The organism is Variovorax sp. J31P207, from assembly GCF_030316965.1.
Lineage (GTDB): Bacteria > Pseudomonadota > Gammaproteobacteria > Burkholderiales > Burkholderiaceae_C > Variovorax > Variovorax ginsengisoli_B.
Genome location: NZ_JASZYN010000004.1, coordinates 646,034 through 660,008 on the forward strand (window position 1 = coordinate 646,034; position 13,975 = coordinate 660,008).

The following is a 13,975-nucleotide window of genomic DNA, read 5'->3' on the forward strand; positions in this document are numbered from 1 at the left end:
CGCCAGCGGCTAGCGGCACGTTGCACCATCGGGGCACGTTCGCACATCTCAGAGCGTCGACTAGCCTCGCAATGTTTCGTCCATGTACAGACTGCACACTATCGAGGCAGCCAAAAAGCGCCTCTGAACCGAAAACCCCGGATTTTGGCCATAAATTTCAACCTGATAACAGCAGTTATCAGGTTGAATCCGCCCTCTGCGCCCGAGGCAGTTGCCGCACGAGTCGCCCCCGCCTCCGGAATGAGACAGTGAAAAGGACGACCAGTGCGGCGGCAGCCTCAAGCCGCAGGGCAGTCGGCGATGTGACCATAGGGCCACATAGTGTGGAGGTACGGCAGCAGTTCTGCTAGGTCTGGATAGGCCCGAACGAGTTGGTCGGAATTGGTGACGAATAGAAAGCCTTTGCGCGGGCCTCTGCGCCACTGCGTTGGCGCGCCCATCGGTGCAATGCGATGAAAGCGCGCCCCAATCGCCTCAAACTCCAAGTGAATCGAATCGCATTGCTTCAGCGCCATCTCGCTCTCTTGAGACAGGCCGGCGCATAACTTATCTATCCCTGACTCAACAGAGATGCCAGCACGGGGAAGCAACTTGGCAAATAGTGCGGCCTCAAAAATTTGCGCTGCGGCTTGCCCTTTCCATCCATGGGAGATGAACTCATTGTTCTCCGGCCAATCTTCAACCAAGCTCTGGCCTTCATGAAAACATTCAAGTTCCTGAAGCTCCTCAGAGTCGAGCACCAAAGAATACTTGAATGGATGCGGAATCGACGGGGCCAAATGCGGATAAGCGCGTAGCAATAGTCGGGGTTGCACATATAAACGAGCTTCCCGCTGGCCCATAATCAAGCCGGGTACCTTGCGGACGAAGTTAAGCCCTACGTTAGAGAGCGCACCAACCAAGTCTGCCACCTCTTTGCCATGTTGATTGAAGTCGTCGACAGGCCGACTCAAGCAGATGGCGCGCAGCGCGATTTCCACTGAAATATTTCGACCCGGAAGCATTTGAGACAATACCTCTCGCGCATTCCAATATTGCATGCTGGCAGCAAACATGCCGTGGTTGTGGAGTTCGTTAAATTCACCAGTTATCGATTTTTGCAACATGATAGTCAGCCCATTGAATTATTTAGAAGACTGCCCTTGCGTCCACGGATGCTCTCTCTTAGGGAGCATAGCTATCCAGCTAAGATGAACAGGTGGAATTATCGAATCCAGTTCAGGGTTAAGCCGCACAAACTGTCGACTGTTTTCCAGCCTCAAGAAGCCCTTCCCGGAAAGAAATCGATGGTCGAAGCGGTCAGAATATTTATGGAATCGAACACCCATCCGTTCCAGCTCCATATGCAAAGCGTCGCAGCGCTCGAGAGAACTTTCATCCGTTCGGATGAGCGCGGCGCAGAGCTCTTCAACAGCCTGTGCGACGGTTATTTGAGAATCAGGAAGCATCAGTTCCATTAAAACTCGCTTAAATCTTTCGATAACTTCTTCCTCTTTGGATTCTTCTACCTCTTCCACTTCGTACTCATTATTTTCAGGCCAATCCTCTTTAAAACCAAAACCGGAGGCGAGACCATCGAGCGCGCACAATTCGTCACCCGAAAGCGTTACAGTGTACGCGTAGGGTCTCGGTGAGTGCTCTTTCAATTCGGGGTACGCGGCTATTAGCAAACGTGGTTGCACATAAAGGCGAGCCTCGTCCTGCCCCAGAATAAATCCTGGCACTGCGCGCGCGACGCGGAGGCCAATTTTGCCGAGCGCATTTATCAAACCACCAATTAAGGCACTGCTCTCGCTTGTTCCGGGATGCACATACTCGCAGATACTATTTAAGGCTTTTTCTACTGATGTCTCAGTCCCAGGGAGAAGTTGGTGCAGAATATTTTGCACATAAGCTCCTTCATTTATGCCAGCGAAAAGCGCTTGGCATTTTGTTTTTGAGAAGCCTTCGATCGGCAGTCTTATTTCATTACTCATTTTGATTCCTATGGTGGATTGTTGTGACTGGGCCAAGCAAATTGCAGCTTTGGTGCAGCCGTGAAGATCATTGGAAGTAGCGATTCGCGACGCGGAAGTGACATCGGCTAGCGTGCCGCTAGAAGCCGCATCGCTCCGATTGGCAAGGTCATCCGGCTTTCGATTGAATTCGGTGAGTGGTCGTGTTGTGTACTGCGGGTGCCTGTCGGCGAAAGCGCGCAGTTCCGCATGACGCAAGCAGGTCTCATCGGGCCTATGGCGCGAGAGACTTTCAGTTTAGATTTTTATTTTTAAAGAGCATCACCGGCGTGCAGATGCACGCGCAGGATCAATCCAGCGTTGCGCCGGGATCAGTGATGCTCCTTGACCAGTACCGGAAATTTCTCAGTACTTGGCGGCCACGAATTTTGCAGCCTTAGAGAAACAGGCAGGAGGCCTGTGTAACGAAACTATTCTATTCCAATTGAAACCATTAGTCAACCGTTAACGATGAGGCCACACGTTCTTCGTCACCGTCGGCAGTTGAGCTTGAATAGTAGCGTAAGCACTTTCACGAACTCATGCAATCACTTTCACGTTCACTATGAGGACTATCTCAATCTGATTGAGCACTTTCACGCTCCATCAAGATAGAAATCTCCCTCTTTTCTGTGCGGCATTTGCCCAAGCCGGCCCGCGCTAATTACTAGAAACCATCGAACTTTCCCCTCTATGGAAGAGCGTCCTGCGACGCGGTTCTTCCCGCCGCCCGTGCGAGGAACCGCCGCCCGACTTGAGCGCCCCGCGCGAGCCCAGCTCGCGTCCTGGTGGTCATCTCCTGAGACACTCCAAGACTCGATCTCACACCTTCCCAACCGCTCCCTCGAACCGAGACTTGCGGCGCTTCACCCTCCACTCCCACGATCCCCGATAGGTCGGCACGGAGTCAAAGCTCCACCCAGGAAGGGTTCTGATCTCCTTGATGGCCTGGTTGAAAAGGCGCCGCCTATGCTTACGGATCGCCTCCGTACGCGGAGGCTCCGCCCCCCAAATCATGGATTCGAGTTCGACGGAAGTGAACTCACGGTATGAGCCTTCGTTCACGTTTGCCAGGCGAAAGTGCAATAGGCGGGCCGCTTCGCTTTTCAGTTGCCGCGCCTCCTCCATGTCGATCTTGAGGTAGTGCGTCCCCCTCGCCCCAGCACCAAGGGCATTGAGCAATTCGGAACAAAAACTCACCTTGAAGCCATCCTTGACATCGTAGTCCTTCGAAAAGGAAACCAGGCTCTCTTCGCCGGGCCGGTCACTAGATTGCACGCGGACACTGCACAACCGTTGCACTGACAGCTGAAGGAGCTTGGTTCTTTTTCCGCCAGTAGCTTTTTTGCGAGTCGCGATGTCCGTCGCCGTCTTCGACTGAACGCCGCACGCGCGTACCAGCTCCTCCCAGGCGCCTTCGACGGTATTCACAATCGCACCACCAGTTCCTTGGCGACCGACGGCTGCTGCGGTCGCGATGGCCAGCAGCCCCTGTAACGACCGCAGATCATTGACCCCCAGCTGGACTGGACCGTGGTAACGCACTGTCCGCCCTAGCTTCTCGTACTTGAACGCCGCACTGAGCGGCGTAGAGGTCTCCGACAAGCCGTCGGCCGTCTTGGCTTTCCGCTTGATGAAAAACAAGGCAGTCGCGAGGACCGTTGCGCGATCGAAGCGAGCGAGATACGGCAGTTGGGAGCTAAGCTTTAGCATTTCGAGCAGATGGGCGGAACTCCTAGATATCGGCAGCGGGAGCCACAACTTGAAGTCCCGCTAGCAACGGCTGCAAATCGCAGACGCGCAACGCGTTCCTTGCGAATGCTCCTGCCACCAGGTGCGGCGGGTGATGGCGAGAGTCGCTCCGGCGGCGCCGCAACATGACGCGAAAACCCTGCATCTGCAACTCAATGCCGCGGGAGTTGCCTGCGGCAGCGAGCGAGCACCAGAACGGTGTGCTCATTGAACGACCGGCGCCGGCTGCTACCAAGGGCTGGGTATCACGGCCATGCGCCCCCCCCAGGTGGGCGCAACGGAAGTTAGCGGGCACCGCTTTGCGGCAGTTTCTGACGTATGTTTCTCGGGAGCGGAAGAACACTTGATGCCCCGACCGACATGGCATTCAGACCCGACAGGACTTCAAGATGGCAGACGATCCCAAGAAAACAGGCCTCGACCGCAAGTTGATTTCCTTGTCCGAGCCGCAGGAGATCCAAAGCTGGACCCGATCGCTGGGTTGCACCGCTGAGGAGCTCGAGGAAGCTGTGCGTGCCGTTGGCAACAGTGCCGAGGCGGTACGCGAGCACCTCAAGAACAAGTAGCGCCGGAGGCCGCGATGCCCCGCCTCCCACAGGCATTCGAGGACGACAAGGCGCGACTGATCGCATCCTTGAAACCAGCCGCCAAGCCGGCCGGTGGAACTGCAGCGGACGGATCTGCCTCGCGCGCGAAAGTGACCGCCAAAGGGAAGCCAGCCGCCAAGATCGCGGCGAAGAAAACGCCAGTGCGGGCGAAGAGGTCATCGTGATTGTCGTGGCGCTTTTCAACGGATGGCGCCGGCTATTCGCCTACTGCCGCACCAGAGGGTCGGGCCCGTGAGCTCAAAGGCCGCCCGGCGCGAATACCTCGATGCGGTCGCAGAATTTGAGCGCGCGTGCTTGGCTCTCTCCGAACCGATGGCAACCATCACCGAGCAACCTGCAGGACCGGGACCGGGACCGGTGCCGCTGCTCTCCCCCTTCGGGCCTCGTAAGCCGGCAAAACGAGAGCAGCCTGCAAAAAAGCAGATCGACATGTCCAGGCGTGCCTCGTAGATTTCGACATGGCCCGTGAAACCCGTTTGGATCCGCTCGAAAAATACTGGTCGAAGCGCGACTTTGCCATCACCTCCGAACCCCGAGGCGAACACGCGCCGCGCAAGGGCAAGGCGCTTTCCTTCGTCATCCAAAAGCACGCGGCGAGCCGGCTGCACTACGACTTCCGCCTGGAGCTGGACGGGGTCCTGCTGTCCTGGGCCGTGCCGAAGGGCCCCAGCTTCGACCCGGCCGACAAGCGCATGGCGATCCATGTCGAGGATCACCCGCTGTCCTATGGGTCGTTTGAGGGCACCATTCCGCCCAAACAGTACGGCGCCGGCACGGTTATTGTCTGGGACAACGGCACCTGGGAGCCCATGGGCGATCCGCGGGAAGGCCTTCTGAAGGGAAAGCTCCTCTTCAATCTCCACGGCCAGAAGCTGGCCGGCCTGTGGGAGCTCGTCAAGATCGCCAAGGGCGGCGAAAAGCAGGAGCCCTGGATCCTGTTCAAGAAGCGCGACGCCTTCGCGCGGCCGAAGGCCGACTTCGACGTCGTCTCGGCCCTTCCCGACAGCGTGATCGCCAAGCCGCTGCGCGCGGCGCCGGTGCAGCTTAAGGTCGCGGTGGCGCGCGGCGCCAAGCGAGCCCGCCCCGCCGACGACAGCGTGCCAGGCGCAGTGAAGGCCCCCCTCCCCGCCAAGATCAGCCCGCAGCTTGCGACCCTGGCGACCGGCGTGCCGGCGGCCGGCCAGTGGCTCTACGAGATCAAGTTCGACGGCTACCGGATCATGACCCGCATCGACAACGGCGAGGCGACGCTCGTGACGCGCGGCGGCCACGACTGGTCGGCCAAGATGCCCGGCCTGGTGCGCGAACTGGAAAGCCTCGGGCTCAAGTCGAGCTGGCTGGACGGCGAGATCGTGGTGCTCGACGAGAAGGGCCTTCCCAGCTTCAACGCATTGCAGAAAGCCTTCGACCGCGGCGCGGGCAATGCCCAGATCGTCTACTTCGTGTTCGATGTGCCCTATTTCGAAGGCCACGACCTGCGTGAAGCCCCGCTGGTGTCGCGCCGGCAATTGCTCAAGGCGCTGCTCGACGAGAAGGCGACCGACCATGTCCGCTTCAGCGCCGCCTTCGAAGCCGATGCGGCGTCGGTGTTGAGTTCGGCCTGCCGCATGAACCTCGAAGGCGTGATCGCCAAGCGCGCCGATGCGCCCTACGCCTCGCGCCGCACGGAAACCTGGCTCAAGCTGAAGTGCCAGCAGCGACAGGAGTTCGTGGTCGCCGGCTACACCGATCGGTCCGACGGTTCGCCCCAGATCGGCAGCCTGCTGCTCGGCGTGCATGCGCCGGATGGCGCGCTGGTGTCGGTGGGGAGCGTCGGTACCGGGTGGGACTCGGACGAGGCCGCGGCGCTGAAGCGCAAGCTCGCCAAGATCGAGGTCGCCACGCCGCCCTTCCCTGCCGGCGCAGGCAAGCCCGGCCGGTGGTCCAAGCGCAGCCCAGGCAGCGAGCGCTGGGTCGCGCCGCGCATGGTCGCCGAGGTGGCCTTCGCCGAATGGACGCCGGACGGGCAGATCCGGCATGCATCCTATGTTGCGCTGCGCACCGACAAGCCGGCCAGCGCGATCGTGCGCGAGATGGCCAGGACGCTCGCGGATGCCGGCCCCGTGAAGACGGCAGGCAAGACGGCCCCCGGGGGCATCAAGGTGAGCAACGCCGAGCGCCTGATCGACCCCGCCTCGGGCCTCACCAAGCTCGACCTGGTGCGCTACTACGAGTCGGTGGCCGACTGGATCCTGCCCCACCTCAAGAACCGGCCGTGCTCGCTGGTACGCGGTCCGACCGGCGTGACGGGCGAGCTCTTCTTCCAGAAGCACGACGAGAAGATCAGCATCCCCGGCATCAAGGAACTGGACCCCGGACTGTGGCCGGGTCATGGCGCGCTGCTCGAGGTCGGAACCGCGCACGCCCTTGCATCGGCGGCACAGATGAACGTCATCGAATTCCACACCTGGAACTCCACGGCGAAGAACATCGACAAGCCGGATCGGATGATCTTCGACCTCGACCCCGGCGAAGGCACGTCCTGGCAGCACGTCCAGGAGGCAGCGATCCTGGTGCGCTCGCTGCTGTCGGAGTTGGGGCTGCAGGCCTGGCTGAAGACCAGTGGCGGCAAGGGCCTGCACGTCGTGGTGCCGATTGCGCCGCGCTTCGGTTATGAGGCGGTCACCAGGCGGTGGTCCAGCATCTCGCGCGTACCATCCCGGCGCGCTTTGTGGCGAAGAGCGGACCCTCGAATCGGGTGGGCAAGCTGTTTGTCGACTTTCTGCGCAACGGGCACGGCGCCACCACCGCGGTGGCCTTTTCCGCCCGGGCACGCCCGGGGCTCGGCGTGTCGATGCCGGTGGCCTGGGACGACCTGCCCAAGCTGAAGAGCGGTGCGCAGTGGACCGTCGCGACGGCGCGCGAGCACCTGTCGTTTCAGACGACGGACCCATGGGCCGACTACTGGACGGCTCGCCAGCCGCTGGCTGCTGCGATGAAGATGATCGGATTCGTGCCGGCTAAGTAGTGGCACCCCATCCCGGTCCGGCCTAAAGCTCCTTCAACACCTCCGCACCTGGCGCAGTCATGCTGGGCGAGAACTCGACGACCTCGGCGCGGGCGCAGCCGCTCTTGATGAACGGATCCTGCACCAAGATGGCTTCGAGCGCGCTGCGGTCGCCAGACCGGGCGAGGATCACGCCGCCCCTGCGCGGCACTTGGCGCCCCGACGCGATGAAGAGTCCGCTCTTGTAGTGCTTCTTCAACCAGACGACGTGCTTCGCCATCAGCGCATCAATCTCCTCCAGGGGACGGATGTAGGTCAGGCTGATGATGAACATGGGGCCTGCTCAGAAAAGCGGTGGCTCGAGCGGCCCCGACTCACTGGGCGTCGTCTTCACCTTGGGCGCTTTGGGCTCCTGCGGCGGCGGCGCCTCGGCCACCATCGCAAGTCGCTCGGCAGGGAACTGCATCAGGAAATCCATCGAGCGCTCCGGGGGCGCATCGAGCCACTCGCCGTACCACGCTTCCGGCAGGATCGCGACCATGCGCTTGTCCTGCTTTTCCGGCGGGCGCTTCAGGTCAGGCCTGTGCATCAGCTTGAACAGCGGGTGCGCCTCGGCGTTGATCGTGAGCATGGTGAAGCTCAGCTTCCACTCGGCGGTTTCCGGGTTCTTCCAGGGTGACCACAGCCCGGCCACCCCCAGCGTCTCATCGTTGGCCGCGGTGAATCGTGTCGGGATGAACTTGCCCGTACGCCAGTCCGGCTCATAGATCGCCTCGCAAGGGACGATGCAGTGCCTCGGTTTGGCCCAGGCATTCTTGAAGCTCGCCAACTCGCGGACCGTCTCGCTTCGCGCGTTGTACGTCTTCAGGCCGAACTTGGCATCCTTGGCGAAACCGGGCAACAACCCGAAGTGCCCCTCGACCACCTCGAAATCAGGTACCGCCTCGTCACCCGATTCGCGCTCGGGCGGCCGCCGGATGAAGGGCGCCATCTGCGTCGGGTAGATATGCAGGCCGCCTGGTGGCGGCTCCCAACTCGGCGGCAGTTGGATGCCGAAGTGCTTCTCGATCTGCTTGCGGCGTTTCTCGGCTTGGTAGTGGCTGCACATCCGCGCATTTTGCTGGAATCCGACCTGTGGGCGGGCTTGCTCTGCCGACTGGCCATGATCAAAGTTCGCGGCAAAAGATGCGACAGCGATCCTGCGGCGGCGAGCCGCAATATGAGATTCAGACGGGGCTTTTAAGCGACGACATCCGGAATCAGAGGTGACCCTACCGGTATGCCCTACCCGACCTTCCACCAGTCCCCGTCGCGAGGCAGCTACGCAGCAGAAGCCACGTTTTGCCCGACGGCGACCAAAGACTCAGTTCGGCCAACAGCGGAAGATCGCCACGACCTTCCAGTTCGCATCGGACAGCGGGTTGCGAGCTTGCGTGGCCCAGTAGAGTCGGGTTACAACCCGGCGTCCAAGACGCCGTTTCCTTTGCCGGAGTCGATGATGGAGGAGATGCGCTTTTGAGCCGATGCCGCGCTCGATGGGCCGGCATGGGGGACTTTCGTGCTGCCGAGAGCGCGCCGCAGGCATTGAACGGGAAGTGTGGGACTATTTGCCAAGAATCCAGCCGGAGACCTGCTGCACCACGTCGCGATCGACCCCGTTGAAGCCGTGATATGCCATGGCCTCGCATGGGTCGCCCTTGCTCTCCCCACCCCTGAACGCCAGCAACTCTTTGCGTGGCGAGTTTGCGAGCTTCGCCATAAGTGCAGGCACGTTGGCAAAGGCGCAGTACGCGCAGCCATCCAGCTCGTGATGAACGACGAGAACAGGGATGCGGATTTTCTCCAGCGGCATGGCCGGAACAGGCCTGCCGTTGTCGTCTGTGAGGATAGTCGAGGTCAGGACAATGCCGTCCGGCCCGTCGGGGCCGGAAAGTTCGGTCGCGACATATGCGGCGGACTGCGTACCGCGGCTGGTGCCCACAAGCCAGACCGGCGCCCTGGAGTGCTCGCGCACCCAGGCGACGACCGCCTTGATGTCCGCTGCATGTTCGGGCTTCTGACGAAAACCGGCGAGGAAGGGCGGATTCTGGCGGTCGGACGGCGCATCCACGATGACGACCATGAGCCCTTGGTCTGCAAACAACTGCCGCGTGCGGACAAGGAAGTTTCCCGCTCCCCACTTGAGCGAACCGTTGGGGAATATCTGCAGCCCCCCATGCCCGCCCGCAAACAGGATCGCGGCCGCCTTCGCCGTCGGTGGCGACAGAACGAGCATCCGCTGTGTCACCCCGGGCCGCGTTGGAATGTCGACCACCTGCTGTGCGGTCTGCGCTTGGACTTGTGAAACACCGAGCGAAATTAGGAAGCCCGCTGTGCACACCTCGATCGTGCGGCGCATCCACAATCTCCTGCGAACCACTTCTTTGATCAACGACGCGGCGCCGTCGTTTAGAAGCCGCAGCAGGTCTCCGGGCATTTCGAACTGAGGTCTCATTGAACGGATTTGACTCCCGTACGTTCTCGCACACAAGACGTCCGCCACTGCAAACTCGTCTGGTTGGACAAGCGCCACGAGGTGCGAAGTCGGTCGCAAAGCCTTGGTTGCTCCGAGCCTCAGTTAAGGGCAGCCGTGAAGGCCGTGGGCAACTCCGCGGCGAAAGTGCGCGTTCCTCACGCGAAACCCTTAGGGGGACTTGGCGCGCCGGTCTGTTGCTCTGGAGGGGCCGCAGCCTCCAGGCGGGGTGCGGCCCACATGGCTCTGAATTCTCGAGGCCGTTCTGCCAGCGAGGCCACCGCGGCTGCAGGTTCTTTGTGTGTGCCCGCAAGGCCACGCGACACAGTGGCACACCATCTCTGCCCAGATCGGCATGCTTAGACAGCGCGCCGTCGAAGCTGGGGTTTCCTAGTTTGATTGCCGCATGCCAAGCGCAGACCGTTCTGGGAAGAACTTGCCATGATGTCGGAGCCGGCATGAAGCTCGGGCCCCAACAGCTGCGTCCGGCCACAAGCCGAAGTACGAAAGGGTCGGCTTTCGGGCGCGCTACTTTCCGCCGACCCCAAGGCAGCGGGTGACTGCGAAGAAATTTCTGAATCGGCCCACTTCGCTACTGCATTCCGTCAAACGATCATTCCGCCGTTCGGGCTGATCGTCTGCCCGACCAGATAGTGCTCGTCGGACGCGAGATAGACGGCCAGCGATGCATACTCCTCCGGCCTGCCAAGGCGCCCGAGCGGGATCAGTTGATGCACGCCAGCCCGGGCTTCCTCGGATAAGGTCGCCAGGAAATGCTCCATCGGCGGGGTCAGGACGCCGCCGGCAGCGATGGCATTGACGAAGATGTTGGCCCCGGCGACTTCGATCGCGACGGATCGCGTGAACGCAAGCACCGCGCCCTTGGTCGCGCAGTAGGCCGGGTGGAAGGCGCTGAATCCGCCGGTGCCGGCAATCGAGGCGACGTTGATGATCTTGCCGGACCTCTTCGGCTCCATGATGCGCAACGCCTCGCGGGTGCAATAGAAGACGCCATGCACGTTGACGCCCCAATACCTGTGCCACTCCTCGTCGGTGAAATCCTTGGTCACGCCCAGCGATTCCTTGGCCACGGGCGTCGTCATCATCCGGTAAAACTTCGAGCGCATCCGCTCGTTGCGCTCGCCTGACTGGACCAGTGCGGCGTTGTTCACGAGGATGTCGAGTGTGCCGAAGGTCGATACGATCTCTTTGAAGAGACTGGCGACGCTTCCGACCGACGAGACATCGCACTGCACGCCCAGGAGGCGAGCGCCCGTCGCCTGGATCTCGGCTTGGGCGCCAGGCAGCGTGTTGGCGTTGATGTCAGCAATGACGATGTCAGCGCCTTCCCTGGCCATGGCAAGCGCAATGGCCTTGCCCAAGCCCTGGGCGCCGCCCGTGATCAGTGCAACCTTGCTTTTCAGCTTCATGTTCAATTCCTCGAGCTTGAGTGTGTCGGACTCAGGCCAGCCAATGCATCAATGCCAGCGCCAGCACGACCAGGAAGACAGTCTCGCCAACCATTAGCATCACCGGCTTGAGCCCGACGGTGACCAGGTCCTTCAACTGCGTCTTCATGCCGATGCCCGCAATGGCCGCCAACAGGCACCAGCGCGAGAAATCGCTGCCGCCCCTGGCGACGACTGCTGGCAGCCAGCCCGTGCTGTTGACAGCCACCAGGAGCGCGAAGCCGATGACGAAGCCCGGAAGCAGTGGCGGGCGCGGGCCATCCGTTCCACCGGCCTGGCGGCGCGACAGCACGACCGCAAAGACGATCACCGGCAACAGCATGGCCACGCGCAGCAACTTGACCAGGGTGGCCACGTCGCCCGTCTGTTGCGACATGCTGTAGCCGGCGCCGACCACCTGGGCGACGTCGTGGATCGTCGCGCCGAGGAACACCCCGGCGGCACGCGGGTCCAGCTCCATGGCCTGCGCGATCATCGGGTAGACGATCATCGCCAGCGTCGACATCGCCGACACGCCGACGACAGTGAACAGCGTCGCGCGCTCTTTCAGCGGATGGTTCGGCAACGCAGCGGCCAGCGCCATCGCTGCGGAAGCGCCGCAGATCGCGGTCGCTCCGCCGCTGAGAAGGCCAAACAGGGTCTGGAATCCCAGGAGCCGCGCCGCCAGCATCGACACCACGATCGTCAGCACCACGGACGCAACGACGAGCGCCACCGGTTGCCAGCCGAGTTCGGCGACTTGGCCGACGGTGATGCGCAACCCGAGCAGCGCGACGCCAATGCGCAGCAGCGTCCGACCGGCGAACTCGATGCCCGGCCTGCAGGCGCCCTCGCTGGAGAGGAAATTCATCGCAATGCCCAGCAGCAGCGCGAACAGCATCACGGGCGCGCCGTAGTGCTGCGACAGGAAGGTGGAGGCCGCAGCGACGACGCCACAGGCCAGCACGCCGGGAAACAGCAAGCGCACGTGCCCTGGAACCGCGCCGATCGTGAGTGCGGTGGTCATGGCATCAGGCCGTCGGCAGCTTGTGGTCCTTGAACTGCTCGCGCAGGCGGTGCTTGAGCATCTTGCCGGTCGCGCCGAGCGGGATCGTCTCACTGAAGACCACGTCGTCGGGCGTCCACCACTTCGCGATCTTGCCGTCGTAGAAGGCCAGCAGTTCCTCGCGCGTCACCTCGACACCCGGCTTCTTCACCACCACCAGCAGCGGGCGCTCGTCCCACTTGGGATGGAACGCGGAAATGCAGGCGGCCATGCCCACTGCAGGGTGTGCCATCGCGATGTTCTCCAGGTCGATCGAGCCGATCCACTCGCCGCCGGACTTGATGACGTCCTTGGCGCGGTCGGTGATCTGCATGAAGCCATAGGCGTCGATGACGGCGACGTCACCGGTCGGGAACCAGCCGTCCACCAGCGGGTTGCCGCCGGCACCCTTGAAGTAGCTCGCGACGATCCAGGGGCCGCGCACCAGCAGCTCGCCCGAGGTCTTGCCGTCCCAGGGCAGCTCGTCGCCGTCGGCATCGACGATTTTGAGGTCCACGCCAAACACGGCGCGACCTTGCTTGGACTGGACGGCGAGCCGTTCTTCACTGCCCAGCGCCAGGTGCGCCGGTTTGAGCGTGCAGACGGTGCCCAGCGGGCTCACCTCGGTCATGCCCCAGGCGTGCAGCACCTGCACATCATGACGTTCCTGGAAGGCGCGCATCATGGCCGGCGGACAAGCCGAGCCGCCGATCACGGTGCGGCGCATGGTGCTGAACGCCAGGTCGTGGGACTCGACGTGCGCCAGCAGGCCCTGCCAGACGGTGGGAACGCCGGCCGACATCGTGACGCCCTCGGTCTCGAACAGTTCGTACAGGCTCCTACCGTCCAGGTACGGGCCCGGGTAGACGAGCTTGGCGCCGACCGCGCAACCGACATAAGGCAGGCCCCAGGCGTTGACGTGGAACATCGGCACGACGGGCAAGATGGAGTCGCGCGCCGAGCAGTTCAGCGCATCGGGCAGCGCGGCGGCGTAGGTGTGTAGCAAAGTCGAGCGATGGCTGTACAGCACGCCCTTCGGGTTGCCGGTGGTGCCCGAGGTGTAACACAGCGAACTGGCGCTGTTCTCGTCGAAGTTCGGCCACTCGAAACGATCGCTCGCATCGGCCAGCAGTTCCTCGTAGCACAGGAGGCCGGGTATCTTTGTCGAGGCGGGCATGCGGGCGCGGTCGGTCATCGCGACGAAGGCCTTGATCGTCGTCACACGCGAAGCGATCGATTCGACGATCGGCAGGAAGGTCAGGTCGAAGAACAGCACCTGGTCTTCGGCATGATCGGCGATCCACACCACCTGGTCGGGGTGCAGGCGGGGATTGAGCGTGTGCAGCACTGCGCCCGAGCCGGAGACACCGTAGTACAGCTCCATGTGGCGGTACCCGTTCCACGCCAACGTGGCGACGCGGTCTCCGAACTTGATGCCGCGCTGTGCCAGTGCGTTGGCCACGCGGCGCGCGCGGGAGGCCAGTGCGCGGTAAGTGGTGCGATGAATATCGCCCTCGACGCGACGGGACACGATTTCCTGTTCGCCGTGGTGGCGTTCAGCGTGCGTTAACAGGGTGGAGATCAGCAGCGGTTGCTGCATCATCTGTCCGTTCATGATGGGTGCTCCTTG

At 62.1% G+C, this 13,975-nt stretch carries 12 protein-coding genes and 1 pseudogene; 4 read left to right on the plus strand and 9 right to left on the minus strand.

Annotated elements, in window-relative coordinates:
- Positions 1 to 278: 278 nt before the first annotated feature.
- The 3 genes from QTI68_RS17715 to repC form a co-directional block, all read right to left on the minus strand.
- Positions 279 to 1,106 (minus strand): hypothetical protein, encoded by an 828-nt coding sequence (locus QTI68_RS17715; protein WP_286523133.1) that lies wholly within the window; start codon positions 1,104 to 1,106, stop codon positions 279 to 281.
- 18 nt (positions 1,107 to 1,124) lie between these two features.
- Positions 1,125 to 2,213, minus strand: a complete 1,089-nt coding sequence (locus QTI68_RS17720; RefSeq protein WP_286523136.1) for a hypothetical protein — start codon at positions 2,211 to 2,213, stop codon at positions 1,125 to 1,127.
- A gap of 603 nt (positions 2,214 to 2,816) precedes the next feature.
- Positions 2,817 to 3,707 carry a replication protein C, IncQ-type gene (gene repC / locus QTI68_RS17725; protein WP_286523205.1) on the minus strand — a complete coding sequence of 297 codons (891 nt, stop codon included), beginning with the start codon at positions 3,705 to 3,707 and terminating at the stop codon, positions 2,817 to 2,819.
- Positions 3,708 to 4,135: 428 nt separating this feature from the next.
- Between repC and QTI68_RS17730 the strand changes: the two genes are divergently transcribed.
- The gene (locus QTI68_RS17730; protein ID WP_286523138.1) at positions 4,136 to 4,312 is read left to right on the plus strand and encodes a DUF3606 domain-containing protein; all 177 of its coding nucleotides are present in this window, start codon (positions 4,136 to 4,138) and stop codon (positions 4,310 to 4,312) included.
- A 500-nt stretch (positions 4,313 to 4,812) separates the two neighbouring features.
- A pseudogene (gene ligD, locus QTI68_RS17735) lies at positions 4,813 to 7,361 on the plus strand (DNA ligase D).
- 22 nt (positions 7,362 to 7,383) lie between these two features.
- Here the strand turns inward: ligD and QTI68_RS17740 are convergent.
- Positions 7,384 to 7,674 carry a YciI family protein gene (locus QTI68_RS17740; RefSeq protein WP_286523140.1) on the minus strand — a complete coding sequence of 97 codons (291 nt, stop codon included), beginning with the start codon at positions 7,672 to 7,674 and terminating at the stop codon, positions 7,384 to 7,386.
- A 9-nt stretch (positions 7,675 to 7,683) separates the two neighbouring features.
- On the minus strand, positions 7,684 to 8,448 hold the full coding sequence (locus tag QTI68_RS17745; protein ID WP_286523207.1) for an SOS response-associated peptidase: 765 nt from the start codon (positions 8,446 to 8,448) through the stop codon (positions 7,684 to 7,686).
- Between QTI68_RS17745 and QTI68_RS17750 the strand changes: the two genes are divergently transcribed.
- Positions 8,398 to 8,583: a hypothetical protein gene (locus tag QTI68_RS17750; protein WP_286523210.1), complete on the plus strand. Its 186-nt coding sequence runs from the start codon at positions 8,398 to 8,400 to the stop codon at positions 8,581 to 8,583. The genes QTI68_RS17745 and QTI68_RS17750 overlap by 51 nt on opposite strands.
- 360 nt (positions 8,584 to 8,943) lie before the next feature.
- Here QTI68_RS17750 and QTI68_RS17755 read toward each other — a convergent pair whose 3' ends face one another.
- Positions 8,944 to 9,738, minus strand: a complete 795-nt coding sequence (locus QTI68_RS17755) for an alpha/beta hydrolase (RefSeq protein ID WP_286523142.1) — start codon at positions 9,736 to 9,738, stop codon at positions 8,944 to 8,946.
- A 159-nt stretch (positions 9,739 to 9,897) separates the two neighbouring features.
- Here QTI68_RS17755 and QTI68_RS17760 point away from each other — a divergent pair, with 159 nt between their 5' ends.
- Entirely contained in the window at positions 9,898 to 10,215 is a 318-nt protein-coding gene (locus tag QTI68_RS17760; RefSeq protein ID WP_353506430.1) for a DUF3606 domain-containing protein, read from the plus strand.
- Between the two features lie 242 nt (positions 10,216 to 10,457).
- Here the strand turns inward: QTI68_RS17760 and QTI68_RS17765 are convergent, their stop codons facing one another.
- Genes QTI68_RS17765 through QTI68_RS17775 form a run of 3 tightly spaced genes read right to left on the minus strand, consistent with a single transcriptional unit; the run spans position 10,458 to position 13,960 of the window.
- Positions 10,458 to 11,282: an SDR family NAD(P)-dependent oxidoreductase gene (locus QTI68_RS17765; protein ID WP_286523145.1), complete on the minus strand. Its 825-nt coding sequence runs from the start codon at positions 11,280 to 11,282 to the stop codon at positions 10,458 to 10,460.
- Positions 11,283 to 11,313: 31 nt separating this feature from the next.
- Positions 11,314 to 12,327 carry a YeiH family protein gene (locus QTI68_RS17770; protein WP_286523147.1) on the minus strand — a complete coding sequence of 338 codons (1,014 nt, stop codon included), beginning with the start codon at positions 12,325 to 12,327 and terminating at the stop codon, positions 11,314 to 11,316.
- A gap of 4 nt (positions 12,328 to 12,331) precedes the next feature.
- The gene (locus QTI68_RS17775) at positions 12,332 to 13,960 is read right to left on the minus strand and encodes a 3-(methylthio)propionyl-CoA ligase (RefSeq protein ID WP_286523149.1); all 1,629 of its coding nucleotides are present in this window, start codon (positions 13,958 to 13,960) and stop codon (positions 12,332 to 12,334) included.
- Positions 13,961 to 13,975 lie beyond the last annotated feature (15 nt).